Below are 25860 nucleotides of genomic sequence, written 5' to 3'. Positions count from 1 at the left end.
ATCGTGGCAATCCGGTACGGACCGCCTGCGACGCGCGGCGCGGCAACGGTCAGGGAGGGAGTGCGCAATGGCCAGGAACGTCGTAGTCACCGGTGGGGGCACCGGCATCGGCCTGGAGGTGGCCCGGCGCTTCGCCGAGGCCGGCGAGCGCGTGGTGATCGTCGGACGCCGCCCCGGCGTCCTCGACCAGGCCGCGCAGGAGATCGGCACGAACGTCACCCCGCTGGTGTGCGACCTCGCCGACCCGGACGCGGTGGAGGCCGCGCTGCCCGCCCTGCCCGCCCGGATCGACGTCCTGGTCAACAACGCGGGCAGCCGGGAGACCGTGCTCGGCGCCGGACCGCACGCCGTCCTGGCCCGCTGGCGCGGCGACTTCGAACGCAACGTGCTGACCGCGGTGCTGCTCACCGAGTCCGTCCGCGACCGGCTCACCCCCGGCTCCGGCCGGGTGGTCACCGTCTCCTCCATCGCCGCCCTGCGCGGCGCGGGCTCCTACGGCGCCGCGAAGGCCTCCCTGCACGCCTGGAACCACTTCCTGGCCGCCCAGCTCGGCCCGTCCGGCATCACCGCCAACATCGTCGCCCCCGGCACCGTCGCGGGCACCGAGTTCTTCGGCCCCCGCCTGGACGACGCCGAGGTGGCGCGCCGCTCGGCGCGCACCCTGCTCGGGCGGATCGGCGAGTCGGGGGAGGTCGCGGCCGCGGTGTACTTCCTCGCCTCGGCGGAGGCGGGGTTCATCACGGGGGAGATCCTGCACTGCAACGGCGGGGAACTGCTCGGCCGTTGACGCTCCTCAGCCCGCGGGTCGGAAGTTGCGCAGCCGCAGGCTGTTGGTGACGACGAAGACGGAGGAGAAGGCCATGGCGGCGCCGGCGATCACGGGGTTGAGGAGTCCGGCGGCGGCGAGGGGGAGGGCGGCGAGGTTGTAGGCGAAGGCCCAGAAGAGGTTGCCCTTGATGGTGGCGAGGGTGCGGCGGGAGAGGCGGATGGCGTCGGCGGCGGAGCGCAGGTCGCCGCGCACCAGGGTGAGGTCGGCGGCTTCGATGGCGGCGTCGGTGCCGGTGCCGAGGGCGAGGCCGAGGTCGGCCTGGGCGAGGGCGGCGGCGTCGTTGACGCCGTCGCCGACCATGGCGACGGTGCGGCCCTCGGTCTGCAGGCGTCGGACGGTGGCGACCTTGTCCTCGGGCAGGACCTCGGCGATGACGTCGTGGGCGGGGATGCCGATCTCGGCGGCGACGGTCTCGGCTGCCTGGCGGTTGTCGCCGGTGAGCAGGAGGGGATGCAGGCCCAGGGCACGCAGTTCGGCGACGGCCCGGGCGCTGGTGGGCTTGACCGCGTCGGCGACCTCCAGGACGGCGCGGGCCGCCCCGTCCCAGCCGACCGCGATCGCGGTCCGCCCGGCCCGCTCGGCCGCGGCCCCGGCGGTGGCGAGGGCGGGCGGCAGGGGGGCGTCGAACAGGGTGGCGCGGCCGGCCCGGACGGTGCGGCCGTCGACGGTGCCCTCGACGCCGAGGCCCGGGTGGCTGCGGAAGCCCTCGACGGGGGGCAGGTCGCCGAACCGTTCCCGGGCGGCGGTGGCGACGGCCTGGGCGATGGGGTGTTCGGAGGCGTGTTCGAGGGCGCCGGCCAGGTGCAGGGCTTCGTCCCGGGTGGTGCCGTCGGCGGTGTGGACGGCGAGCAGGGTCATCTGTCCGGTGGTGACGGTGCCGGTCTTGTCGAGGACGACGGTGTCGGCCCTGCGGGTGTTCTCCAGGACTTCGGGTCCCTTGATGAGGATGCCGAGCTGGGCGCCGCGTCCGGTGCCGACCAGCAGGGCGGTGGGGGTGGCCAGGCCGAGGGCGCACGGGCAGGCGATGATCAGCACCGCGACCGCCGCGGTGAACGCCTCGGTGGGGCTGTCGGTGGCCAGCAGCCAGCCGACCAGGGTGCCGAGGGCGATCAGGATCACGACGGGTACGAAGACGGCGGAGATCCGGTCGGCGAGGCGCTGGGCGGCGGCCTTGCCGTTCTGGGCGTCCTCGACGAGCTTGGCCATCCGGGCGAGTTGGGTGTCGGCGCCGATGCGGGTGGCCTCGACGACGAGGCGTCCGCCCGCGTTGACGGTCGCGCCGGTGACGGTGTCGCCGGGGCCGACCTCGACGGGGACGGACTCGCCGGTGAGCATCGAGGCGTCCACGGCGGAGCTGCCCTCGACCACGGTGCCGTCGGTGGCGACCTTCTCGCCGGGCCGCACCACGAACCGGTCCCCGACGGCCAGTTGCGCCACCGGCACCCGGGTCTCCCGGCCGCCGCGCAGCACGGCGACGTCCCTGGCGCCCAGGCCGAGCAGGGCGTGCAGCGCGGCGCCGGCCGTCCGCTTCGAGCGGGCCTCCAGCCAGCGGCCGAGCAGGATCAGGGTGGTGACGGCGGCCGCGGTCTCCAGGTAGAGGGTGGAGGAGGCGTCGACGCCGTCGGCGGTGAGGGTGAAGGAGTGCCGCATGCCGGGCATCCCGGCGTGGCCCCAGAACAAAGCCCACACCGACCAGCCGAAGGCGGCCAGGGTGCCGAGCGAGACCAGGGTGTCCATGGTGGCGGCGCCGTGCCGGGCGTTGGTCCAGGCGGCCCGGTGGAACGGCCACCCGCCGTACACGACGACCGGGCCGGTCAGGGCGAAGGCCAGCCACTGCCAGTCGTCGAACTGCAGGGCCGGGACCATCGAGAGCAGTACGACGGGGACGCTGAGCGCGGCGCTGACCAGCAGCCGGTCGCGCAGGGGGTCGGGCTCGCGGGCGGGTTCCGCCGCGGCCTCGGGGACGGGATCGGGTTCGGCGGGCGGGGGCGGGAGTTCGGCGGTGTAGCCGGTCCGCTCCACGGTGGCGATCAGGTCGGCGACGCTGGTGCCGGGGCCGAAATCCACCCGGGCCCGCTCGGTCGCGAAGTTGACGCTGGCCTCGACGCCGTCGATCCGGTTGAGCTTCTTCTCGATCCGGGCGGCGCAGGACGCGCACGTCATGCCGCCGATGGACAGCTCGACGCGGTCGCGGGGGGCGGCCGCGGGGTCGGTGGTGGTGCTCATCAGCTCGTCCGCTTCGCTCGGTGCAGGAGTGAGGGGGCGGGGGCGGCGCGGGCCGCCCCCGCGGGCGGGTCAGGAGGCCCGGCCGACCAGTTCGTAGCCCGCCTCGTCCACCGCGGCGGCGACCTGCTCGTCGCTGGGGGCGGGCTCGGCGGTGACGGTGACGGTGCCGGCCGCGGCGTCGGCGGCGACCGCGGTGACGCCGGGCAGGGCGGAGACCTCGCCGCTGATCGCCTTCTCGCAGTGGCTGCAGCTCATGCCGCTGACGGTGTAGGTGACGGTGCTGGACATGGGGACCTCCGAACGCGCGGTGCTGCTGGTGGGGCGGGTGCCCGTCTCCCCACCACAGTACCCCCTGGGGGTATTCCGTCCAGAGGGGGGCGCGTTCCGGCGCGGGCGGCCCGCGGCCCGTCCCGAGGGTAGTCCGCGCCGGGCCGGGAACCGCAACGGCGGGCGGCCCGCACCGGGCCGCCCGCCGTCCGTTCCTCCGAACGGCTCAGGTCGCCAGCGGCGCCCGCTCCTCGCGGCGGACCAGCAGGCGCAGCCAGCCCAGGCCGAGCAGCGAGACCACCACCAGGCCGAGCACGTCGTACAGCGTGTACAGGTGCACCTGCTGCTGGGTGGGGTGCGGCAGGTAGCCGTTGGCGAACAGCTGCTCCTGCAGGTCGGTGCTGGTGGTGCGGACCACCAGCCAGACCGCGATGCCGCTCGTGCTGTCCCACAGCGCGTGCAGCAGCGACACGCCCAGGTAGGTGAGCAGCACCGGGGCGGTGAGGCGGAAGTGCGGGCCGCGGCGCTCGCGGAACAGCACGCCGCCGAGGATGCCGGTCCACAGGATGTGGCCGACCGGGGCGAGCAGGCCGCGCAGCACCTCGGTCTCCACCAGGTTCTTCAGCGACAGGCCGTGGATGGTCAGCACCGCGTTGAACGCGTAGCCCGCGCTCTCGAACGCGGCGAAGCCCGCGCCGACCGTGGCGCCCAGCACCAGGCCGTGCCTGAGGCCGCGGACCGGGATGTTGCGGGCCACCAGCACCAGCGCGAAGAGCTTCGCCGCCTCCTCGATCAGCCCGACCCCGAGGTACATCCACACCGAGGGCGAGAGCAGGTACGCCTCCAGCACCGAGGCGCCCAGCACGCCGATGATCCCGCCGACGCCGAAGCAGGCGAGGATCCGGCCCGGCCCGACGTCCGAGGCGAACCGCTCGTACGCCCAGACGGTGAAGGTGGCCGGGACGAGGAAGCTGCCGAGCAGCACGACGGTCGGCACCAGGTTGCTGTTGGAGGTCGCGAAGGTGACCGCGACGGTGGCCACCCACAGGGCCAGGCCGGTCAGGAGGATCTTCAGCCAGTAGCGGGTGGGTGCGGCGGTGCCCCGGCGGGGCGGGGGTACGTTCGGGCGGCCGCTCGGGTTGCCGTAACTCGGGGGTGTCGTGCCGTAACCGGACATCCGGGAGCCTTCCGTCGCCGCGGACCAGTGGTGAACGTACGGTATGACAATTTGGTGTTGTTGGCCCGGAATGTCCGAACCTCGCCCGGGTGGAGCAGGGCGCCCGGGGGTCCGATATGTTCGGAAGGTGCACCTTCGACGCGGAGGTGGCGGACCGGCGGGCCAGACCGGCGGGGTACCGCCCAGCCGACAGCGCAGCGCCCTGCTGGTGACCGACCTGCAGGACCTCTCGCTGCTGCGCCGCGCCGCGCCCGCGCTGACCGCCATCGTGGTCGTCTCGCTCGCCGACTACCTCTCCGGCCAGGACCGGTACCTCGCCCCGCTGATGGTCGTCGTCCCCTCCGTCGCCGCGCTCACCCTGCGGCCGCGCGAACTGCTCGCGGTCTGCTTCCTCGGCCTGATGGCCCTGCTCGGCCTCAGCCGCTACGACCAGGTCGACAACCTCGCCGACAGCCGCTTCCTGTACGGCGCGATGGTCAGCTACGTCGCGGTCACCGCGCTCAGCGCGGGCATCGCCGAACTGCGGATGCGACGAGCCGCGGCCTTCGCGGCCGTCAGCTCGGTCGCGGAGGCCGCCCAGCGTGCGCTGCTGCGCCAGCCCGACCCGGTGGTCGGGCCGCTGCGGCTGGCCGTGCGGTACGTCTCCGCCGCGGACGCCGCCCGGATCGGCGGCGACCTGTACTCCGTCCTCGACACCCCGTACGGCACCCGGGTGCTGGTCGGCGACGTCCGCGGCAAGGGGCTCGGGGCGGTGCAGACCGCCGCCGTGGTGCTCGGCGCGTTCCGCGAGGCCGCCTACGACGAGGAGTCGCTGCCCGCCGTGGCCGGGCGGATCGAGGCCAGCGTGCACCGGCACGTCCCGGACGGGGAGTTCACCACCGCGGTGTTCGCCGCCTTCCGCGAACCCGGCAGCGTCGACCTGCTGCACCGCGGCCACGTCCCGCCGCTGCGGGTGCACGCCGACGGGAGCAGCGAGGTGGTCGACTTCGCCGACCCCTGGGTGCCGCTCGGCCTCGGGCACCTCGTCCCCGGCCGGCCCCGCCCCACCGCCGTGCCCTTCGGCCCGCAGGACGTCCTGGTGCTGTGCACCGACGGCGTCATCGAGGCCAGGGGCGCCCGCGGCGGCGAGTTCTACCCGCTCGCCGAACGGGCCGGGCCGCTGGTGCGCGACGGCTGGCGCTCGCTCGCCCACCTCGACGCCGCCGTCGCCCGCCTCTACGCGGACCTGCTCGCGCACACCGGCGGCGAACTCGGCGACGACGCCCTGCTGCTGCTCGTCACCCGGCCCGGGCCCGACGCGGTGGAGTGAGCGGCGGAGCGGGGAGGCGGGGGCGCTGCGTGCGGCGGGGCGCAGGCCGGTGGGGGTGTTCCGGGCGGGGTCTACTTGGCGTCGCCGTAGCAGTCGACGACGGCGGTGGTGAGGGGGAAGCGGACCGGGGTGTCGCCGAAGACCAGGGCGGTGGCCTCCTCGGCGGCCTCGCCGACGGCGGCGGCGACGGTGTCGGCCAGGTCGGCCGGGGTGTGCACGACCACCTCGTCGTGCTGGAAGAAGACCAGGTGCGGACGGTCCTCGCCGGAGCTCAGCGCGGCCAGTCGGCGGCGCAGGGCCGCGAGCAGGGCCAGCGCCCAGTCCGCGCCGCTGCCCTGGATCACGAAGTTGCGGGTGAAGCGGCCGCGGGCGCGGGCCGACCGGCCGGCCGCCTCGCCCGGCTCGGGCGCCTCCGTCAGGTCCAGCCAGTCGGCGGAGGGCGGCGGGCAGACCCGGCCCAGGCGGGAGGAGACCACCCCGCCGTCCTCCCCGGTGCGGGCCGCCGCCTCCACGTACCCCATCGCGGCCGGGTAGCGGCGGCGCAGCGTGTTCAGCAGCGGGCCGATGCCGCCGCCGGTCTGGCCGTACATCGCGCCCAGCAGGCCCAGCTTGGCCTTCTCCCGGTCGCCCTGGAAGGCGCTCGCGGCGAGCGCCGCGTACAGGTCGCCCCCGGCGGCCGTCCGGGCCAGCCCGGCGTCGCCGGAGAGGGCGGCCAGCACCCGGGGCTCCAGCTGCGCCGCGTCCGCCACGACCAGCAGCCAGCCCGGGTCGGCCACCACCGCGCGGCGCATCGTCCGCGGGATCTGCAGCGCGCCGCCGCCGCGCGAGGCCCACCGGCCGGTCACCACCCCGCCGACCACGTACTCCGGGCGGAACCGCCCGCCGCGCGCCCAGGCCGCCTGCCAGGCCCAGCCGTGCGCGGCGTGCAGCCGGGACAGCTCCTTGTAGCGGACCATCAGGGCCGCCGCCGGGTGGTCCACCGACTTCAGCTCCCAGGAACGGGTCGAGGAGAGGTGGACGCCGCGGTCCGCGAACGCCTTGATGACCTGGGTGTGCGAGTCCGGGTTGAACGGGCGGGCGCCGAGCGCCTGCTGCACCTCCAGCGCCAGTTCGGCGAGCTTCGTCGGCTGGGTGCCCGGGATCGTCGGACGCGGGCCCAGCAGCTCGGTCAGCAGCGCGTCGTGCACGTCGGCGCGCCAGGGCAGCCCGTCGTGCGCCATCTCGCAGGCCAGCAGCGCGCCCGCCGACTCGGCCGCCACCAGCAGCCGGAACCGGGCGCGGGCCGCCGCGTCCTCGATCGCCGCGAGCCGCCGCAGCTGCTCCGCGTGCACCGCGACCACGGCCTCCAACTGGTCGGTGCCCGGCGGAAGTTGCAGCCGGTCCGGGGCGAACAGGCCGTCCTCGTCGGGCAGCGCGCCCTCCGGCAGGTCGGCCGGCACCGGCAGCCCGCGCAGCCGCGCCCAGGCCGCGCCCAGCGAACGCGGCGACCCGAACCGGCCCTCCCGGCCCAGCAGCAGCGCCTCCGTCAGCCGCAGGTCGTGGCAGCGCGCCAGCCGCACCGGCAGGGCCGCCAGCAGCGGGCCGTACGCGGTGTCCGCCGTCGGCCACACCCAGCGCGGGGCGTGCGCGGCCTCCACCGCGGCCACCGCCTCGGCCAGCCGCGGCGCGGGCTCGGGCGGGCCCAGCGGCGCACCCTGCTCGTCGAGCGGCTGCAGGCGGCCGCCGGGGCCGTGCGGATCGGGCACCAGGGCGTAGCGCACGGGCGGCGGCTCCTCTCGGGGGCGTTCCGGACGGGGGTTCGGGCGTGCGGGCAGGACCTGTCGACGGTAGCCGGTGGCGGTGACAAGCGGCGTTGCGGCGCGAGCGGACGGGCGGGGCGGCGGCTTGTCGTGACAGTGTTCCGCCAGGGCCCGGCGGCCCGTAGGGTCGCGGACATGAGCGACAATCCCTTCTTCTCGCCCAGCACCCTGGTGTACGAGCTCCCGCCCTTCGCCGAGATCCGGGAAGAGCACTACCGCCCCGCCTTCGAGCGGGGCATGGCCGACCAGCTCGCCGAGGTTGCCGCCATCGCCGCGAACCCCGAGCCGCCGACCTTCGACAACACCGTGGTGGCGCTGGAGCGTTCGGGAGCGGTGCTGCGCCGGGTCTCGGCGGTCTTCTTCAACCAGGACTCCTCCGACACCACCCCCGGCGTCCAGGCGCTCGACGCCGAGATCAGCCCCCTGCTGGCCGCGCACGCCGACGCGATCCACCTCGACGCCGCGCTGTTCGCCCGCCTCGACGCCCTGCACGGGGCCCGCCACGAGCTGGGCCTGGACGCCGAGTCGCTGCGCCTGCTGGAACGCCGGCACACCGCCTTCGTCCGGGCCGGCGCCCGGCTCGACGCCGCCGGGCAGCAGCGGCTGCGCGAGATCAACGCCGAACTCGCCGCCGACGCCGCCGCGTTCCGCAAGAACACCCACGACGCCTCGCTGGCCGGGGCGGTCGCCGTGGACAGCGCCGACGCCCTCGACGGCCTGTCCGCCGCCGCGGTCGCCGCGGCCGCGGAGAACGCCCGCGCGCTGGGCCAGGACGGCCGCTGGGTGCTCAGCCTGAAGAACTTCTCCCACCAGGGCGAACTCGCCCGGCTCACCGACCGCGCCCTGCGCGAGCGGCTGCTCACCGCCTCGCTGCGCCGCGGCCTCGACACCAACGGCCCGCTCGCCGCGAAGATGGCCGCCCTGCGCGCCGAACGCGCCGCCCTGCTCGGCCACCCCACCCACGCCTCGTACGTGGTCGCCGACGAGACCGCGGGCACCGTCGAGGCGGTGGCCGCGATGCTCGGCCGCCTGGTCGCCCCCGCCGTCGCCAACGCCGAGCGCGAGGCCGCCGACCTGGCGGCCGCCGCGGCCGCCGACGGGATCGACGAACTCGCGGCCCACGACTGGGCGTTCTACGCGGAGAAGGTCCGCGCCGAGCGCTACGACGTGGACACCGCGGCGCTGCGCCCCTACTTCGAGCTGGAGCGGGTGCTGCACGACGGCGTCTTCTTCGCCGCCCACCTCGCGTACGGGCTGACCTTCGCCGAGCGGCCCGACCTGACGGCGTACCACCCCGACGCGCGGGTCTTCGAGGTGTTCGACGCGGACGGCTCCGGGCTGGGCCTGTTCATCGGCGACTTCCACGCCCGCGAGTCCAAGCGCGGCGGCGCCTGGATGAACGAACTCGTCCCGCAGTCCCGGCTGCTGGGCACCCGGCCGGTGGTCGTCAACAACCTCAACATCGCCCGCCCGGCGCCCGGCGAGGCGGCGCTGCTCAGCTGGGACGAGGTGCGCACCCTGTTCCACGAGTTCGGGCACGCGCTGCACGGGCTGTTCTCGGACGTGCAGTACCCGTCCTTCGCCGGGACGGAGGTGCCGCGCGACTTCGTCGAGTTCCCGTCCCAGGTCAACGAGATGTGGATGACCCGGCCCGAGGTGCTCGCCCACTACGCCCGCCACCACGTCACCGGGGAGCCGCTGGACGCCGCCGTGGTCGGGCGGATGCTCGCCGCCGAGAACTACGGGCAGGGCTTCCGGACGGTCGAGTACCTGGCCGCGGCCCTGCTCGACTGGGCCTGGCACACCCGTCGGCCCGGCGACCCGGTCGTCGCGGACCCGGAGGGCTTCGAGGCGCGGGCGCTCGCGGAGGCGGGCGTCGCGGTCGCGGCGGTGCCGCCGCGGTACCGCACCGGGTACTTCAACCACGTCTTCTCGAACGGGTACAGCGCCGGGTACTACGCGTACATCTGGTCCGAGGTGCTGGACGCGGAGACGGTGGAGTGGTTCGGCGCCAACGGGCTCGGGGTGCGGGAGAGCGGGCAGCTGTTCCGGGAGCGGCTGCTGTCGCGGGGCGGGAGCCGGGACGCGCTGGAGTGCGTGCGGGACGTGCTGGGGCGGGAGCCGCGGATCGGGCCGCTGCTGGTGCGGCGCGGCCTGGAGTAGGAGGGACCCGGAGCGGGCGGGACCGCACGGCCTGCGGGGGGTGCTGCGGTGCCCCCGGCACCGGCCGTGCGCGGCTGCTCGCGCAGTTCCCCCGCGCCCCTGACGGGGTGCGGGGGCGCGGTGGGCTACCCGGTGAAGACGGGGCCGTAGCCGGGGGCCGGGCGGCCGTCGGGGGTGAGGGCGCAGTAGCCGCCGGTGCCGCGGCACCAGTACCACATGGTCCAGCCCGCGGCGAAGGTGCGCATGGCGGCGAGTTGGCGCCGGACCAGTTCGGCGTTGCCGGGGGTGGCGGCGGAGGGCGGGCCCCATTCGCCGACCAGGACGGGCAGGTGGTGGGCGGTGGGGTAGGCGGTGACGGCGGCGGTGTACGCCTCGACGAAGCCGCCGGACGGGTCCCAGTCCCGGCCCGCTTCGACGGCGGTGTCGTAGAAGTGCGGGGCGTAGCCGATCCGGTCGGGGCCGGGGCGGGGGTCGGTGAAGGCGGGCAGCCGGGTGGGGACGCCCTGGCCGACCAGCACGGTGGGTTCGACGAACAGCCAGGCGTCGCGGTCCGCCCGGCGGACGGCGCTGACCAGGCGGCGGTACATGGCGGCGAGCCGGCCCTCTTCGAGGGCGGCGGAGGCGGCGGCCAGCACGGCCGGGTCGGTCGGGTCGCCGTCGACCGGGCCGAAGGGCTCGTTGAACAGGTCGTAGCCGAGCAGGGCGCGCTTGCCGCGCAGTTCGCGGGCGACGGTGGTGTAGAGGTCGGCCTGGGCGCGCCGCAGGTCGGGGTCGTCGTAGAGGTGGCGGAAGGCGGCCTGGACGGCGGGCTGGAAGTAGCCCGCGAACCAGTCGTCCGGGTCGGGGGTGAAGGGGAGGCCGTCGTCGCGGGTGGCCCAGGCGGGGGCGCCGCCGTCGCCGCCGAGGAAGTACTGGCCGTAGACGTCCTGGTGGAAGTCGACGACGGCGTACAGGCGGTACTGCGCCGCCCAGTCGAGGAGCCGGCCGAGCCGGGCGAGCTGGGCCCGGTCGTAGTGGCCGCGGGCGGGTTCGAGGCGGGACCAGGAGACCGCGATCCGGACCAGGCCGAAGCCGTGCGCGGAGAGGTCCCGCAGGTCGGCCTCGGTGGTCTCGTCGTACTTGTCGAGGTTGAAGCCCCGCAGGTCCAGGACGCGGCCGCGGGCGTCGGTGAAGGCGGTGCGACCGTCGGCGAGGGTGGTCGCGGAGACCTTGCGGGCGTCGAACGGGGCGCGGTCGGCGGGCGGGCCGGCCGAGACGGTGCCGAGGAGGGCGGCGGCGGTGAGCAGCAGGGCGGCGGCGGAGCGGCGGACGCGCACGGGGGCACCTCACGGCGTGGGCGGGGCGGGGTGCGCCGATCCTGCCGGAGCCGCTCCCGCCGCACAAGAGGTGAGACCTGCTCATGTTCTGTGGGCCGCCGGGGGCTCAGACCTCCGGGGCGGCCAGCATCGGCGGCAGGTCGGCGGCCGCGGAGAGCCGGCCCCACAGCAGGTCGGCGAGGGCCTGCACCATCCGCGGGCGCGGGCAGGGGCGGGTCTCCAGCCACCAGTCCCCGGCGGCCAGCACCATGCCGGTGATCGAGCGCCCCCAGGTCTCGGAGAGCAGCGGGCCGTCCTGGCCGAGGTCGACCTGCTGCTGGATGGCGCGGGTGATCTCCTCGGCGATCTGCCGCAGCGCGGGCGCCAGCGCGTTGCCCGCGCCGGTGGGGTCGCCGGGCTCGGGGTGGGTGAGCAGCCGGTACACCTGCGGGCGGGACTCGATCGCGGCCAGGTAGACGTCCAGCACGTGCTCGACCCGGTCGCGGCGCTCCAGCGGCTCGTGGAGGGCGGCCCGGACGGCGGCCAGCAGTCCGGCGGTGTGGCGCTCGGTCAGGGCGCCGATCAGGCCGTTCCGGTCGCCGAAGTGCCGGTACAGGATCGGCTTGGTGATGCCGGCCTCGGCGGCGATCGCGTTCATGCTGGCGCTCGGGCCCTCGCGCTGGATGACCCGGTCGGCGGCGTTGAGCAGTTGTTCGCGGCGGGGTTCGAGACGGGGTTCGGTGGTCATGCGCTGCTCCTGGTGCGGGCGGGTAGGCGGCTCGTCGGGCGTTGACACCGGTTACCTATCGGTAGCAGACTCGCCGCCATGTTACCGGAGGTAACAGCGCAGTGGCGCGGACCCTCCGGCCCGTACGACCGTCTCCTGGAGGCCGACATGACCACCTTCTCGCTCGACCCCGGGCCGGACCAGATCGCCGTCCGCGACTGGCTGCACGGCTTCGCCGCCGACGTGATCCGCCCCGCCGCGGCGGAGTGGGACGAGCGCGAGGAGACCCCCTGGCCGATCATCCAGGAGGCCGCCAAGCTGGGCATCTACTCCCTCGACTTCTACGCCCAGCAGTTCTTCGACCCGTCCGGCGTCGGCATCCCGATCGCCATGGAGGAGCTGTTCTGGGGCGACGCGGGCATCGGCCTCGCCATCACCGGCACCACCCTGGCCGCCGTCGCCGTGCTCGCCAACGGCACCGACGAGCAGATCGGCACCTGGGCCCCGCAGATGTTCGGCACCCCCGAGGACGTCAAGGTCGCCGCGTTCTGCTCCTCCGAGCCCGACGCCGGCTCCGACGTCTCCGCGCTGCGCACCCGCGCCGTCTACGACGAGGCCAAGGACGAGTGGGTGCTCAACGGCACCAAGACCTGGGCCACCAACGGCGGCATCGCGCACGTCCACGTGGTGGTCGCCACCGTCGACCCCGAACTCGGCTCCCGCGGCCAGGCGTCGTTCGTGGTCCCGCCCGGCACCAAGGGCCTCAGCCAGGGCCAGAAGTTCAAGAAGCACGGCATCCGCGCCTCGCACACCGCCGAGGTCGTCCTCGACGGCGTCCGCGTGCCCGGCCACTGCCTGCTCGGCGGCAAGGAGAAGCTCGACGCCCGCCTCGCCCGGGCCCGCGAGGGCGCCAAGGGCGGCGGGAGGAACGCCGCCATGGCCACCTTCGAAGCCTCCCGCCCCGCCGTCGGCGCCCAGGCCATCGGCATCGCCCGGGCCGCGTACGAGGTCGCCCTCGACTACGCGAGGACCCGCGTCCAGTTCGGGAAGCCGATCATCGAGAACCAGGGCGTCGCCTTCCAGCTCGCCGACATGAAGACCCGGATCGACGCCGCCCGGCTGCTGGTCTGGCGGGCCTCCTGGATGGCCGTCAACAACCAGCCGTTCACCAGCGCCGAGGGCTCGATGTCCAAGCTGTACGCGGGGGAGACCGCCAAGTTCGTCACCGCGCAGGCCATGCAGATCCTCGGCGGCAACGGCTACACCCGCGAGTACCCGGTCGAGCGGATGCACCGCGACAGCGCCATCTACACCGTCTTCGAGGGCACCAGCGAGATCCAGCGGCTGGTGATCGCCCGGGCGATCTCGGGGGCGCCGATCCGCTGACCCCGGCCTCAGAACCGCGGCTCGCGGCGCTCCAGGAACGCGGCCAGGCCCTCCCGGACGTCCGGCGCCGTCCGGGAGGCGCGCTCCCAGGGCGCCAGGGCGGCCGCCGCGTCCGCCGGGTCGACGGACAGCACCGCCTTCACCGCGCCGATCGTCTGCGGCGAGCGGCGGGCCAGCAGGGCGGCGAACTCCCGCGCCCGGGCGTCCAGTCCGGCGGGCGGCAGCACCTCGTCCAGCAGGCCGAAGCGCTCCGCCCGGTCGGCGGGCAGCAACTCGCCGGAGAACAGCAGGTACTTGGCCCGGGCCGGGCCGACCAGCGCGGCCAGCCGCAGCGTCGGCACCGCCGGGTACACCACGCCCAGCTTCGCCGGGGTGATGCCCAGCCGGGCGTCCGCGGCGGCCAGTCGCAGGTCGCAGGCGAGCGCCAACTGGCAGCCGCCGCCCACGCAGGCGCCGCGGACCACCGCCAGCGTCGGCCGCGGGAACGCCGCCAGCGCCTGCTCGGCCGCCACGTTGGCGGCGTGGTACGCGTCCGCGGAGGCCGGATCGGCGTACACCCCGGCCAGTTCCGCGATGTCCGCGCCCGCCGAGAACGCGCCGCCCGCGCCCGTCAGCACCAGCACCCGGACGTCCGGGCGCTCCGCCAGCGCCGCCAGCACCTCCGGCAGCGCCCGCCACATCGCGCCGGTCACCGCGTTGCGCCGCTCCGGGCGCTCCAGCAGCAGCGTCGCCACCCGCTCCGGGCCCACCCAGCAGCGCAGGCCCGCCGCGCCGGTGGGCAGTTCGACGTCCCCGGGGCCCGGGCGGTCGAGCGGGGGGACGGTGCGCGCGGGCGCGGCGGGCACGGACGGCATGGCGGGGCCTCTCGGGGGCGGCGGGTGTTCCCCCAGGCTTTCACGCGGCGGCCGGGCGGGCCAGGTGATCCGCGTCAACTCCCGGCCGGGGCGCCGTCCTCGGCGGCCCCGGCCGCGGGGGCTCCGGCCGCGGCGGCCCCGGCCTCGCGGGCGGCCCGCCACTCCGGGGCCAGCATCGACCAGACCTCCAGGTCGAGCCGGACGCCCAGGTGCTCGGTGTGGGCGCGCAGCGTGCCGTCCAGGGTCATGCCCAGGCGCCGGGCGACGGCCCGGCTGCGCAGGTTGACGGTGCTGTTCCACCACTCGGCGCGGTACAGGCCGCGCTCGACCAGCGCGTAGTCCAGCAGGCGGCGGACGGCCGCGGAGACCAGGCCGCGGCCCTGGGCGGCGGGCTCCGTCCACACGCCGATCTCGCAGACCCCGCCCGCGGCGTCGAACTGCACGAACATCACGCCGCCGACCAGCGTTCCGCGCAGCCATATCCCGTAGATCCGGCCGGTGTCGGCGGCCTGCTTGTCGGCGAACTTCTGCAGGGTCGCGCGGGCGGATTCCGGATCGGTGCTGCGGGTGGCCCACGGAATCCACGGATCGATTCCGGCCCGGGCCCGGTCCATGTGCTCCAGGAACTCCCCGGCCTGCCACGGTTCCAGCGGGCGCAGCTCGGCGTCCTCGGCGAGCGCTACGGCGTACATCGGCTTCCCCTCCGGCGACAGCGTACGTAACAAACGTTTGGTAGGTACCCTAGCGCGCATGACACCCCCTGCACGCGGCGACCACGAAGCCCGCCGCCGCGACGTCTCGGAGGCGGTCGGGCGGGTCCTCGCCGACCGCGGATTCGGCGGGCTGACCCTGCGCGCGGTGGCCGCCGAGCTCGGCGCCTCCACCGGCCTGCTCACCCACTACTTCCCCAACAAGCGCGCCCTGGTCGCCCACGCGCTGGAGGTCCTCGACCGGCAGGCCGTCGGGCGCCGCCGGCCCGCCACCGAGGCCGTCGGCGCCGCCCGCGGCCTGCCCGCGCTGCGCGCCGCCCTGCTCGACGTCCTGCCGCTGGACGCGGCGGCCGCCGCCGACAACCGGATCTGGATCGGCTCCTGGGACGCCGCCCTCGGCGACGCCGAACTCACCGCCGGGCACGCCGAGCGCTACCGCCGGGCGCGGCGGCGGATGGCCGAACTCTGCGCCCAGGCCCAGGAACTCGGCGAGCTCCCGGCCGCCCGCCCGGCCGCCGACCTGGCCGCGCAGGCGCAGTCGTTCGTCCTCGGGCTGGTGGTGCAGGCGCTGTTCGCCCCCGGGGAGTTCCCGCCGGAGCGCCAACGCGCACTGCTGGACGGGTTCCTGGCGGACCTCGCGACGGGGCGCTGACGGAGGGAGGGAGGGGTGGCGTTACCGGTCGGGCCGGGTGGGCGCCCCCAGCAGGATTCGAACCTGCGACCTACCGCTTAGAAGGCGGGTGCTCTATCCGCTGAGCTATGGGGGCCGGGGTCTGACGTCGGCCCGCTTGCCGGGCCTGGGCCGGGACGGGATGTTCCGGGACAGGATACGGGTGTTCAGTTCCGCCGCCTGGACTTCGAAGGCCGGACCGGGGTGTGTCGGCCTCCGCGGGGCGGTCCGATAATCGCAGGTAGTGCCGTGGTGTGCAGCGGTCTACCGGCTTCCGGGGCGGGACGTTGTGCAGTCGTTACGGGGCTGCAACCTCACCCGTTATGGATTCGGCGGGGCAATCGCCCGGAGCGGCCCGCGGTGGGGGCGTGTTTAGGGGTTTCCACCGGTCGGATGACATGGACGGGGCGAGTCGGCGACCACCCGTTCGTGGTTTCGGGGGTGGACCCGGGGTGGCCGCCGGGTGTGCGGGCGGTCACCGGAAGGGGGCGTGGCCGGGAGGTGTCCGAACGGCCCTCCCGGCGGGCGGAGTCCGGGGGGTTGCCGCGGGCGCGGCGCCGAAATGGTCGATTTCGGGCCGGAAAAGGCCGGGAATTCACTCCGGAGAGGGAAGTGGGTTTTCCACAGGCCGGGTTTTTCCACAGGGGAACGGAAGGGCCTGGTGCGGATTTCCCGGAAAGCGGAGGATCCTCCCGCGGCGGAGATTCCGCCGCGGGAGGAGCGCCGGTCGGCACGGCCGGGAACGGAGGATCCGCAATGGACGAGGCCCTGGTGACGATGGTCGGGAACGCCGCGTCGGGCGTGACGTACCGGGAGACGCCCGGCGGGGTGTCGGTGGCGAACTTCCGGCTGGCCGCGCGGGAGCGGCGCTACGACCGGGAGCGCGGCGACTGGGCGGACGGCGAGACGACCTGGGTGACGGTGGTGGCCTGGCGGCGGCTCGCGGTCAACGTGGTCAGTTCGGTGAACAAGGGCGACCCGCTGCTGGTGAGCGGCCGGTTGCGGGTCCGCGAGTGGGAGCAGGACGGCAACCGGAGGGTGGAGGTGGAGATCGACGCCCGTGCGGTCGGCCACGACCTCGCCCGCGGGACGTCCGCGTTCCGCCGCGGGCTGGAGGCCGCGTCGGCCCCGCCGCCGGGCGGTTCGGGGCCGGGCGGCGCGGTCGGCCCGGGCGCCGGCGGGCCGGTGCCGGGCGGTGGTTCGGGGGCGGACGGGCGGGCGCCCGCCGGGGGCGGGCCGCGCGCGGTGCGACTGGTGGAGGAGGCGGTGCCGGAGTGGATCGTGGCGGCGGTGGCGGCCCGGCGCCGGGCGGAGGAGGCGGGCGGGGCCGGTGGCGGGTCCGGCGGTGCGGCGGGGGAGGGAGGTGCGGATGTGGCGCAGGAGGTTCTGAAGTGACGGAAACGGGGCACTTGTTGAGCCGGTGAGTGCAATCCTGATTGTCGCGGTGGCGCCCCGTGGCTTTATGTCGACTCATCAACTCGCGCGGACGGTCGGCTCCTTGATAACGGAACAGCCACGATATCGTCCTGATTCGCTACGGGCCTGGAGTGGTCGGACCGCGTCAATAGGATGCGTCTGGTCCACACACGTGCAGCGGCGCCACAGGGGGTGCCGCTTTGCAGGGGGCGGGTTGCCAGAGGCACGTCGCCGCCCGGAGGGATCCCACATGTTCCACAAGCAGGGGCGGGCTGTCTCCCGCATCGTTGCTGTCATGCTCGCGTCCGGCCTGACGGTCGGCTCGGGCCTGTTCGCGGCCGGTGCGGCGGCTGCGGCCGACACGAAGCCGGTCACCGCGAAGATCACCAAGTGGTCGGACGTCTGGGAGAACGTCCAGCGCTTCGACCCGGACACCCAGGGGGACGTGAGCCTCCACGCGGGCCCGTTCTACATCTCCATCGGCGACAGCGACGAGAAGCTCCCCGTCTACTGCATCGACCTGCTCAACCAGACCAAGGAGGACGCCGAGTACCAGGAGACCGACTGGAACTCCAGCTCGCTCCAGGACAATCCGGGAGCCGGGCCCAAGGTCCTCTGGATCCTCCAGCACTCCTACCCGGCCGTCAGCGCCGACCAGCTGGCCGCCGCCTCGAAGATCAAGGGCCTGAGCGAGCAGGACGCCGCCGCCGCGACCCAGGTGGCGATCTGGTCCTTCTCCGACCCCAACGTCAAGATCACGCAGAAGGAACACCCGCTGGCCCAGCAGCTCACCACCTGGCTGATCGACCAGGCGAACCAGAACGGCAAGGCCGAGGAGCCCAAGCCGACCCTGAGCCTCGTCCCCGCCTCCGTCGGCGGGAAGTCGGGCACCACGCTGGGCCCGATCACCGTCACCGCGGGCGGCGGAGCGGCCGAGGTCAGCGTCGCCCTGGACGACAAGGGCACCGCCGCCAAGGTCGCCCTGGTCGACGACAAGGGCGCCCCGGTCAAGAACGTGAAGTCCGGCGACAAGATCTACGCCAAGGTTCCGGCCGACGCCCCCGCGGGCACCGCCTCCATCACCGCGACGGGCACCGCCAAGACCTCCGTCGGTCGGGCCTTCGTCGGCCACAACGCCAAGAACGAGCGCAGCCAGACCCTGATCCTGGCCGGCCACGGCACCGTCCCGGTCGCGGCCGGCGCGGCCCTCAGCTGGGGGCTGGGCGCCGTTCCGACCGCCGACGTCGCGGTCGACTGCGCCAAGGGCGCCGTGGTGGTCACCCTCGGCAACAAGGGCGACAAGGACGCGGTCTTCAAGGTCGGCGGCAAGGAGTACACCGTCAAGCCGGGCGGCACCCAGGCCGTGAGCGTCCCCGCCAAGGAGGACGAGAAGTACACCGTCACCGTCACCGGCCCGGACAACTTCTCCAAGACCTTCACCGGCCTGCTGAACTGCAAGACCGACAGCTCCACCCAGTCCCCGGCCCCGTCGGCCCCCGCCTCCGCCCCGGCCCCCTCGGCCAGCCCGACCGGTCCCGAGCTGGCCTCCACCGGTGGCGGCATGGGCACCGGCCTGACCGCCGCCATGGCCGGTGCGCTGGTCGTCGCGGGCGGTGCCGCGGTCTACGGCCTGCGCCGCCGCGGCCGCCACAGCCGCGCCTCCTGAACGACGAGCTGAACCCGCCCGCCCGGCCGTGCGCCGGGCGGGACGGGAACGGCCCCGCCTCCCGGAGCAGGGAGGCGGGGCCGTTCGCTTGACCGGGCGCCCGCAGCCGGCGGCCCGGGGGCCGCGGGGCCGCCCCGGTGGACGTTCGGGGCGGCCCCGGCCTTACGGCACAATGGAAGGCTGCAAGCCGATTACTCACGACGACGCCGGAGCGATCTCAACGTGGCGGAATACATCTACACCATGCGCAAGGTGCGCAAGGCACACGGCGACAAGGTCATCCTTGACGACGTGACGCTCAGCTTCCTCCCCGGGGCGAAGATCGGCGTCGTCGGCCCCAACGGCGCCGGTAAGTCGACCGTGCTGCGGATGATGGCGGGCCTCGACCAGCCCTCCAACGGCGACGCCTTCCTCTCGCCGGGCTTCACCGTCGGCATGCTCCAGCAGGAGCCCCCGCTCGACGAGTCCAAGACGGTCCTGGAGAACGTCCAGGACGGCGTCAAGGAGGTCAAGGGCAAGCTCGACCGGTTCAACGAGATCGCCGAGCTGATGGCGACCGACTACTCCGACGAGCTGCTCGCCGAGATGGGCACCCTCCAGGAGGACCTGGACCACGCCAACGCCTGGGACCTCGACGTCCAGCTGGAGCAGGCCATGGACGCGCTGGGCTGCCCGCCCGGCGACTGGCCGGTCACCAAGCTCTCCGGCGGTGAGCGCCGCCGCGTCGCGCTGTGCAAGCTGCTGCTGGAGCAGCCCGACCTGCTGCTGCTCGACGAGCCCACCAACCACCTGGACGCCGAGTCGGTGAACTGGCTGGAGCAGCACCTGGAGAAGTACCCCGGCACCGTCGTCGCCGTCACCCACGACCGGTACTTCCTGGACAACGTCGCCGAGTGGATCCTCGAACTGGACCGCGGCCGCGCCTACCCGTACGAGGGCAACTACTCCACCTACCTGGAGACCAAGCAGACCCGTCTCAAGGTCGAGGGCCAGAAGGACGCCAAGCGCGCCAAGCGGCTCAAGGAAGAGCTGGAGTGGGTCCGCTCCAACGCCAAGGGCCGCCAGGCCAAGTCCAAGGCCCGCCTCGCCCGTTACGAGGAGATGGCGGCCGAGGCCGACAAGATGCGGAAGCTGGACTTCGAGGAGATCCAGATCCCGCCGGGCCCGCGCCTGGGCAACGTCGTCATCGAGGTCGAGAACCTCCAGAAGGCCTTCGGCGACAAGGTCCTGATCGACGGCCTCAGCTTCACCCTGCCGCGCAACGGCATCGTCGGCGTGATCGGTCCCAACGGCGCGGGCAAGACCACCCTGTTCAAGATGCTCCAGGACCTGGAGACCCCGGACGGCGGCACGGTCAAGGTCGGCGAGACCGTCAAGATCAGCTACGTCGACCAGACCCGCTCCAACATCGACCCGAAGAAGACCCTGTGGGAGGTCGTCTCCGACGGCCTCGACTGGATCAACGTCGGCCAGGTCGAGATGCCGTCCCGGGCCTACGTGTCCGCGTTCGGCTTCAAGGGCCCGGACCAGCAGAAGCCGGCCGGGGTGCTCTCCGGCGGTGAGCGCAACCGCCTCAACCTGGCGCTGACCCTCAAGCAGGGCGGCAACCTGCTGCTCCTCGACGAGCCGACCAACGACCTCGACGTCGAGACCCTCTCCTCGCTGGAGAACGCGCTGCTGGAGTTCCCCGGCTGCGCCGTGGTCATCTCCCACGACCGCTGGTTCCTGGACCGGGTGGCCACCCACATCCTCGCCTACGAGGGCGAGAGCAAGTGGTTCTGGTTCGAGGGCAACTTCGAGTCCTACGAGAAGAACAAGATCGAGCGCCTCGGCGCCGACGCCGCCCGCCCGCACCGCGCCAGCTACAAGAAGCTGACCCGCGACTGACACCCGGGTGCGACACCGGTCCGGCGGCCCGCCCCCCGCGGGCGGGCCGCCGGACCGCGGCCCGTAGGCTGCCGAGCAGGTACCTCCGGGTACGGAGAAGTCTGAGGAGAACACCGTGGCCCGCCACATCTACGCCTGCCCCCTGAGGTGGTCCGACATGGACGCCTTCGGCCACGTGAACAACGTGGTCTTCCTGCGCTACCTGGAGGAGGCCCGGATCGACTTCATGTTCACCCAGGCCGCCGAGGCCGGGGCCGGGGAGTTCGCGGGCGGCTCGGTGGTGGCCCGCCACGAGATCGACTACAAGCGGCCGCTGGTGCACCGGCCCGAGCCGGTCACCATCGAGACCTGGGTGACGCGGATCGGCGGCGCCTCGCTGACCGTCTCCTACGAGATCAAGGACGTCGCCGAGGACGGCACCGAGACGGTGTACGTCACCGCCTCCACCGTGGTCGTCCCCTACAACCTCGCCGAGGGCCGACCGCGCCGGATCAGCCCCGTCGAGCGGGAGTTCCTGAGCCGGTTCATGGACGAGCAGCCGGCCGGCTGCGCCGCCTGACCAGCCGCGGGCCCCGCCGCGGCCGTCCACCCCGGGCCGCGGGCCGCCACCGCCTCCGCGCCGACGAAACGAGCTGAACCCCGGTGACCGTGCAGACCCGACTCGACCTCGCCGACCGGCGGGAGGGCGCCGACCTGGCCGCCTTCCTCGGACGGCTGCTGCGCTTCGACCGGGCCGCGGCCGTCCGGCTGCAGGCGGTGCCCGGCCCGGAGGGCGGGGTGCTGGCGGTGTTCGGGCGGCTGCCGCTCGGCGGGGCCGCGGTCCTCGCGGTGCGCACCGTGCGGCTGGCCGGGCTCGACGCGGCCGCCGACCTGACCGTCTCCGCCGGGCAGTTGCTGGAGTCCGTGGACGAGCCGGGCGCCGCGCTCGGACTGCCCGCACCGGTCACCGGCCCCTCCTGGGCCGGTCTGCTCCCGCCGCGCTCCGGCTGGCAGCTGCTCGGGCGGCCCCCGGTCGACCGGGTGGTGGACGAGGTGCAGGGCGCCGTCGCCGAGTTCAAGCACCGGGTGGCCGGGATGCCGGACCACCACCGCACCCGGCAGGCGGTCGACGCGGTCGCCGACGAGATCTGGTCCCGGCCGCTGGCCGCCGTCGAGGGCCTGCCGCTGCGGGCCGCGCACGCCGCCCACACGATCGGGTTCCTGCGGGCCGGCGGCCCGCTCGCCGCCTACCGGGCCGGGGCCTGGCTGCGGCTGGACGCGCCCGCCGGGTCCGTCGCGCTGCGCACCGCGGCCGCCCCCGGGGCCGGGCTGGGCCTCAGCCCGCTGCGCTGAGCCGCCCGCACGATCGTCGGCTCAGCCCGCGGTGTTGATCATCGAGGCGGCGGCGTACGTCATGTAGTTCCACAGCTCGCGGTCGGCCTCGGCGGGCAGCGCCAGCTCGTCCAGGGCGGCGCGCATGTGCTTCAGCCAGGCGTCGTGCGCGGCCCGGTCGACCCGGAACGGAGCGTGCCGCATCCGCAGCCGCGGGTGGCCGCGGCGCTCGCTGTAGGTGCGCGGGCCGCCCCAGTACTGCATGAGGAACAGCGCGAAGCGCTCCTCGGCGGGGCCGAGGTCCCCCTCCGGGTACATCGGGCGCAGCAGTTCGTCCTGGGCGACGCCGCGGTAGAAGAGGTGGACCAGCCTGCGGAAGGTCGCCTCGCCGCCGACCTGGTCGTAGAAGGTCTCCTCTGCTGCGGTGGTGGTCTCGCGCCCGGTGTCAGTCACCCGTCCATGGTCGCAGACGCCGACGGGGGTCGTACACCGGGACTTCCGGCGTACGACCCCCGTCCCGGGGCGGCGGCGGTTACGCGTCGTCCCAGTTGAAGAAGCGCCAGGCGACGGCGCACAGCACCGCGGTGAAGCCCAGCAGGATGCCCATCGCGGGCAGCGCCTCGGCGAGGCCGCCGCCCTGGCTGAGCACCGACTTGGCGGGGACGATCAGGTAGCGCAGCGGGAGCGCCCGGGAGACGTCCTGCAGCCAGCTCGGGGCGAAGTCCAGCGGGATGAACGCGCCGCCGAGGAAGGACATCGGCAGGATGATCAGCTGGTTCATGCCGTTCGCCGACTCCTCGGTCTTCGCCAGCGAGCCGGTGACCAGGCCGATCGACATGAACGCCAGGGTGGCGCAGACCACCAGCGGCAGCACCAGCCACCAGTTGCCGGTGAGCTTGAGGCCGAAGTAGTCGATCCGCGCGACCATCAGGAACAGCCCGGTCTGGGCGAGCGCGACCAGCACGCTGACCAGCACCCGGGCGCCGACGATGGTGCCCGCCGAGATGGGCGCCAGCCGCAGGCGGCGCAGCACCCGCTTCTTGCGCCAGGTGACCAGGGTGAAGGAGGCGCCGTAGACCGCGCCCATGGCGACGGCGTAGGCGAGTAGGCCCGGGGTCAGGTACTGGATCGGCTTGGTGGAGTCGTCCTCGACCTTGGAGGCGTCCAGGGTGTACTTCGCGGGGGCGTTCGAGGCGGCCTGGTTGGCGCCGTCCACCAGCGAGTTGACGATGCCCTGCACGGTGGCCGACTTGACCTGGTCGGCCTGGCTGAAGCGGAGCACCAGGGTGCCGTTCGGACCCTCCGCGACCAAGCCGTCCAGGTCGCCCTTCCTGACCTTGGCGAGGGCGTCGGCCTCGGACAGGCCGGTGGTGATCTCCAGGGCGTCCAGCGAGCCCTCGGCGTGGGCGCGGGCCTCGTCCAGGATCTTGACCTGGCCGATCTCGGCGACCTTGACGTGCGAGGTGCCGCCGCCCTTGTAGAGGACGCCGAACAGCAGCAGGAACATCAGCGGCAGCGCGAGGGTGAAGAACAGGGTGCCCTTGTCGCGCAGGAAGCCCAGCAGCATCACCCGGGACAGGCCGACGAAGGCGTTGGCCTTCTCCCCGCCCTCGGCGGCCGGGGCCGGGGCGGTGGCCGGGGGCCGTTCGGTGGCGGTCATGCCCGGTACTCCCGTCCGGTCAGCTGGAGGAAGACGTCCTCCAGGGTGGCGCCGCGGACCTCCAGGCCGCGCAGCGCGTTCTGCTCGGCCAGCACGGAGAGCACCGGGCCGGGCTCGGCGGTGGACAGCGCCAGGGTGACGCCGTCGTCCTCCAGGTTGCTGTGCACCGCGCCCGCGGCGGTGAGCAGTTCGCGGGCCCGGGCGACGGTCAGCAGCCCGGACTCGATCCGGACCCGGACGGTGTCGTCGATCTCGCGGACCAGGGCGGCGGGCGCGCCGGTCCTCAGCACCTTGCCGTGGTCCATCACCGAGACGCGGTCGCAGAGCACCTCCGCCTCGTCCAGGTAGTGCGTGGTGAGGACCACGGTGCGGCCCTCGGCGTTGATGTCGCGCAGCAGGTCCCACAGGTTGCGGCGGGCCTGCGGGTCGAGGCCGGTGGTCGGCTCGTCCAGGAACACCAGCTCCGGGTCGTGCACCAGGGCGCAGGCGATGGACAGGCGCTGGGCCTGGCCGCCGGACATCTTGTCGGTCAGCACGTTCGCGGACTCGGTCAGGCCGACCCGCTCCAGCATCGCGTCGGCCGCCCGCGGGCCGATGCCGTAGAAGGAGGCGAAGGTGCGGATGGTCTCGCGTGCGCTCAGCTTGTTGAAGAACGCGGAGGCCTGGAACTGCACGCCGATCCGCGGCAGCAGCTTCGGGTTGCGCGGCCACGGCGACAGGCCGAGCAGCTCGACCCGTCCCTCGTCGGCCTCCCGGATGCCCTCCAGGATCTCCAGGGTGGTCGTCTTGCCGGCCCCGTTCGGTCCGAGCAGACCGTAGAACTCGCCAGTCGCGACGGAGAGCGACACCCCGTCGACGGCCTGGACATCCCCGTACCGCTTCCGGATCCCGTCCGCGGTTATTGCTTCACTCATGGGGCGAAGCGTAGGGGTTGCGCCCCTGACCACGGGCACTTTTGTGCGAATCTTGAGCGTTCTGCGTCAGGAAGGTGACGGGTCGGCCCGCGGCCGGGGAGCGGGCTCCCCGGCCGCGGGCCGGTGGTGACGCAGCGTCAGCGGACGGCGACCTGACGTGCGGTCAGGCCAGGTGCACCGTGATGGTGGTCCAGGCGCCGACGTGGATCCGGTCGCCGTCGTTCAGCGGGATCGCGGTGTGCGGGGGCAGGGTCTCCGGACTGCCGTTCATGGTGGTGCCGTTGGTGGAGTCCTGGTCGACCACCACCCAGCTGCCGTCCGGCTGCTCGGCCAGCAGGGCGTGCTGGTGCGAGGCGCCCGGGTCCTCCGGGGAGACCGACAGGTCGATCTCCGGCACGGTGCCGCGCTGCTGGCTGCGCCGACCGATCCGCAGCTGGCCGCGGCCGGTCAGCGGGACCCGCCGCTCCGAGGTGTACTGCGGGAAGTACAGGCCGGCCGCCTCCGGGCCGCTGCGGGTCATCATGTCGGTGAAGTACTCGTGGTCGGGCGCCACCACGGCGTACCAGGTGGCGCGCTGCTGCGGCGCACCGCCGGGCTGCTGCCCGGGCGGGCTGAGCCGGAACGACGTCCCGGAGTCTCCCCCCTGCTGCGGCTGGTGGCCCGGCCGGGGAGCGGACGGCTCGGGGTACACCGGGCCGGTGCGCTCGTAGTCGATGTCCGGGAACCCCGCCGCCGCGGGCTTCTCGAACGGCGCGGCCGGGGCCGCCCCGGCGGCCTGCGCCGCCGGGAAGCCGGGCCGCTGCTCGTACGGGGACTGCGGGGCGTGGGACTGCGGCGCGGGCGGCTGCTGGGGCTGCTCGTACGGGGCGCGCTGCTGCTCGTACGGGGGCTGCGGCTGCGGCGGGCGCTGCTCGTACGGCGGCGGGGCCGGGGGGTCGAACGCGGGCGGCGCGGCCGGGGGCGCGGCGGCGGGCGGCGGGAAGCCGTAGCCCTGCTGCGGGGGCCGCTGGCCCTGCGGCGGCGCGGGCGGCGGCTGGTGGCCGAGCGGGCCGGGCGCGGTGCCCGGCGGGCGGGCCGAGGTGGCCAGGTTGAAGTCGTAGCCGCACTCCTCGCAGTACCGGCCGGTCTGCGGGCTGCGGCAGATCGGGCAGTTCACCAGGCCGGTGGTGGGCGGGGGCGGCGGCGGGGCGCCGTACGGGCCGGGCGCACCGGGGACGCCGGGCGCGCCCGCGGCGGGCCCGGTGGGGGTGCCGGCGGGCGGGGTCGGGGTGCGGCGCGGCTCGAAGTAGCCGCCGCCCCCGCCCGCGGGGGTGCCGGACGGCGGGGTGCTGCCCGGTCCGACCGGCGGGTAGCCGGAGGAGGTGTACGGCGGCGGCCCGGGCGGGCCCGGCGGCGGCGCGGCGGGGCCGCCCGGCTGCCCCTGGGCACCGGGGTGGCCGCCGGGCTGGGCCGGGCCGTTCGGGAAACCGGGGATCGCCAGGCCGGGCGGCGGCGTCATCGGGAAGCCGCAGTAGTCGCACCAGTCCTCGGCCTGTGACTCGTGTCCCCTAGGGCAGATCGGCATCAGGTCCCCACTCCAGCAGGTTCGGGTCCG

At 74.5% G+C, this 25860-nt stretch carries 22 protein-coding genes and 1 tRNA gene; 10 read left to right on the top strand and 13 right to left on the bottom strand.

Translation table 11 applies throughout. The features are described 5' to 3' along the window. Nucleotides 1-67 precede the first annotated feature (67 nt). A complete protein-coding gene (locus tag QSK52_RS09295; RefSeq protein ID WP_285735447.1) occupies nt 68-787 on the top strand; it encodes an SDR family NAD(P)-dependent oxidoreductase in 720 nt (239 codons plus the stop codon). Nucleotides 788-793: 6 nt separating this feature from the next. Here QSK52_RS09295 and QSK52_RS09290 read toward each other — a convergent pair whose 3' ends face one another. The 3 genes from QSK52_RS09290 to QSK52_RS09280 form a co-directional block, all read right to left on the bottom strand. Beyond that, nucleotides 794-3055, bottom strand: a complete 2262-nt coding sequence (locus QSK52_RS09290) for a heavy metal translocating P-type ATPase (RefSeq protein ID WP_285735446.1) — start codon at nt 3053-3055, stop codon at nt 794-796. A 69-nt stretch (nt 3056-3124) separates the two neighbouring features. Beyond that, entirely contained in the window at nt 3125-3343 is a 219-nt protein-coding gene (locus QSK52_RS09285) for a heavy-metal-associated domain-containing protein (protein WP_285735445.1), read from the bottom strand. Between the two features lie 205 nt (nt 3344-3548). Next, nucleotides 3549-4499, bottom strand: a complete 951-nt coding sequence (locus tag QSK52_RS09280; RefSeq protein ID WP_285735444.1) for a PrsW family intramembrane metalloprotease — start codon at nt 4497-4499, stop codon at nt 3549-3551. A gap of 127 nt (nt 4500-4626) precedes the next feature. Between QSK52_RS09280 and QSK52_RS09275 the strand changes: the two genes are divergently transcribed. Then, entirely contained in the window at nt 4627-5808 is a 1182-nt protein-coding gene (locus tag QSK52_RS09275) for a PP2C family protein-serine/threonine phosphatase (protein WP_285735443.1), read from the top strand. A 71-nt stretch (nt 5809-5879) separates the two neighbouring features. On the opposite strand, the gene QSK52_RS09270 is transcribed toward QSK52_RS09275, so the two are convergent. Beyond that, the gene (locus tag QSK52_RS09270; RefSeq protein WP_285735442.1) at nt 5880-7568 is read right to left on the bottom strand and encodes a bifunctional 3'-5' exonuclease/DNA polymerase; all 1689 of its coding nucleotides are present in this window, start codon (nt 7566-7568) and stop codon (nt 5880-5882) included. Nucleotides 7569-7742: 174 nt separating this feature from the next. Here QSK52_RS09270 and QSK52_RS09265 point away from each other — a divergent pair, with 174 nt between their 5' ends. Beyond that, a complete protein-coding gene (locus tag QSK52_RS09265) occupies nt 7743-9770 on the top strand; it encodes a M3 family metallopeptidase (RefSeq protein ID WP_285735441.1) in 2028 nt (675 codons plus the stop codon). Between the two features lie 125 nt (nt 9771-9895). On the opposite strand, the gene QSK52_RS09260 is transcribed toward QSK52_RS09265, so the two are convergent. Together QSK52_RS09260 and QSK52_RS09255 are read right to left on the bottom strand one after the other, a co-directional pair. Beyond that, nucleotides 9896-11086: a glycoside hydrolase family 5 protein gene (locus QSK52_RS09260; protein WP_285735440.1), complete on the bottom strand. Its 1191-nt coding sequence runs from the start codon at nt 11084-11086 to the stop codon at nt 9896-9898. Between the two features lie 106 nt (nt 11087-11192). After that, a complete protein-coding gene (locus tag QSK52_RS09255) occupies nt 11193-11813 on the bottom strand; it encodes a TetR family transcriptional regulator (protein ID WP_285735439.1) in 621 nt (206 codons plus the stop codon). 147 nt (nt 11814-11960) lie between these two features. Between QSK52_RS09255 and QSK52_RS09250 the strand changes: the two genes are divergently transcribed. Beyond that, nucleotides 11961-13178 (top strand): acyl-CoA dehydrogenase family protein, encoded by a 1218-nt coding sequence (locus QSK52_RS09250; RefSeq protein WP_285735438.1) that lies wholly within the window; start codon nt 11961-11963, stop codon nt 13176-13178. Between the two features lie 8 nt (nt 13179-13186). On the opposite strand, the gene QSK52_RS09245 is transcribed toward QSK52_RS09250, so the two are convergent. Together QSK52_RS09245 and QSK52_RS09240 are read right to left on the bottom strand one after the other, a co-directional pair. Beyond that, on the bottom strand, nt 13187-14032 hold the full coding sequence (locus QSK52_RS09245) for an enoyl-CoA hydratase/isomerase family protein (protein WP_285735437.1): 846 nt from the start codon (nt 14030-14032) through the stop codon (nt 13187-13189). A gap of 74 nt (nt 14033-14106) precedes the next feature. Then, nucleotides 14107-14724, bottom strand: a complete 618-nt coding sequence (locus tag QSK52_RS09240) for a GNAT family N-acetyltransferase (protein ID WP_285735436.1) — start codon at nt 14722-14724, stop codon at nt 14107-14109. A gap of 58 nt (nt 14725-14782) precedes the next feature. Between QSK52_RS09240 and QSK52_RS09235 the strand changes: the two genes are divergently transcribed. Beyond that, on the top strand, nt 14783-15394 hold the full coding sequence (locus QSK52_RS09235; protein ID WP_285735435.1) for a TetR/AcrR family transcriptional regulator: 612 nt from the start codon (nt 14783-14785) through the stop codon (nt 15392-15394). 42 nt (nt 15395-15436) lie between these two features. Here the strand turns inward: QSK52_RS09235 and QSK52_RS09230 are convergent. Next, nucleotides 15437-15509 (bottom strand) — tRNA-Arg (locus QSK52_RS09230). A 659-nt stretch (nt 15510-16168) separates the two neighbouring features. Between QSK52_RS09230 and QSK52_RS09225 the strand changes: the two genes are divergently transcribed. From QSK52_RS09225 to QSK52_RS09205, 5 genes are all read left to right on the top strand, one after another. Then, nucleotides 16169-16807 (top strand): single-stranded DNA-binding protein, encoded by a 639-nt coding sequence (locus QSK52_RS09225; RefSeq protein ID WP_285735434.1) that lies wholly within the window; start codon nt 16169-16171, stop codon nt 16805-16807. 316 nt (nt 16808-17123) lie between these two features. Next, entirely contained in the window at nt 17124-18494 is a 1371-nt protein-coding gene (locus QSK52_RS09220) for a Cys-Gln thioester bond-forming surface protein (protein WP_285735433.1), read from the top strand. A 222-nt stretch (nt 18495-18716) separates the two neighbouring features. Beyond that, nucleotides 18717-20381 carry an energy-dependent translational throttle protein EttA gene (ettA, locus tag QSK52_RS09215; protein ID WP_285735432.1) on the top strand — a complete coding sequence of 555 codons (1665 nt, stop codon included), beginning with the start codon at nt 18717-18719 and terminating at the stop codon, nt 20379-20381. A gap of 115 nt (nt 20382-20496) precedes the next feature. Then, nucleotides 20497-20940: an acyl-CoA thioesterase gene (locus tag QSK52_RS09210; RefSeq protein WP_352230276.1), complete on the top strand. Its 444-nt coding sequence runs from the start codon at nt 20497-20499 to the stop codon at nt 20938-20940. Nucleotides 20941-21023: 83 nt separating this feature from the next. Then, a complete protein-coding gene (locus QSK52_RS09205; protein ID WP_285735431.1) occupies nt 21024-21713 on the top strand; it encodes a hypothetical protein in 690 nt (229 codons plus the stop codon). 21 nt (nt 21714-21734) lie between these two features. Here the strand turns inward: QSK52_RS09205 and QSK52_RS09200 are convergent, their stop codons facing one another. From QSK52_RS09200 to QSK52_RS09185, 4 genes are all read right to left on the bottom strand, one after another. Further along, a complete protein-coding gene (locus QSK52_RS09200) occupies nt 21735-22145 on the bottom strand; it encodes a globin (protein WP_285735430.1) in 411 nt (136 codons plus the stop codon). Nucleotides 22146-22224: 79 nt separating this feature from the next. Then, nucleotides 22225-23352: an ABC transporter permease gene (locus QSK52_RS09195; protein ID WP_285735429.1), complete on the bottom strand. Its 1128-nt coding sequence runs from the start codon at nt 23350-23352 to the stop codon at nt 22225-22227. Continuing rightward, nucleotides 23349-24266, bottom strand: a complete 918-nt coding sequence (locus tag QSK52_RS09190; protein WP_285735428.1) for an ABC transporter ATP-binding protein — start codon at nt 24264-24266, stop codon at nt 23349-23351. The genes QSK52_RS09195 and QSK52_RS09190 overlap by 4 nt, the downstream gene beginning before the upstream one ends. Nucleotides 24267-24429: 163 nt before the next feature. Next, nucleotides 24430-25830 carry an FHA domain-containing protein gene (locus QSK52_RS09185; protein ID WP_285735427.1) on the bottom strand — a complete coding sequence of 467 codons (1401 nt, stop codon included), beginning with the start codon at nt 25828-25830 and terminating at the stop codon, nt 24430-24432. Between the last annotated feature and the right edge of the window lie 30 nt (nt 25831-25860).

This window comes from Kitasatospora phosalacinea (genome assembly GCF_030268885.1).
Taxonomy (GTDB): Bacteria; Actinomycetota; Actinomycetes; order Streptomycetales; family Streptomycetaceae; genus Kitasatospora; species Kitasatospora phosalacinea_C.
Note: the sequence above shows the minus strand (reverse complement) of the source record. Positions and strands in the feature narration are given on the sequence as shown.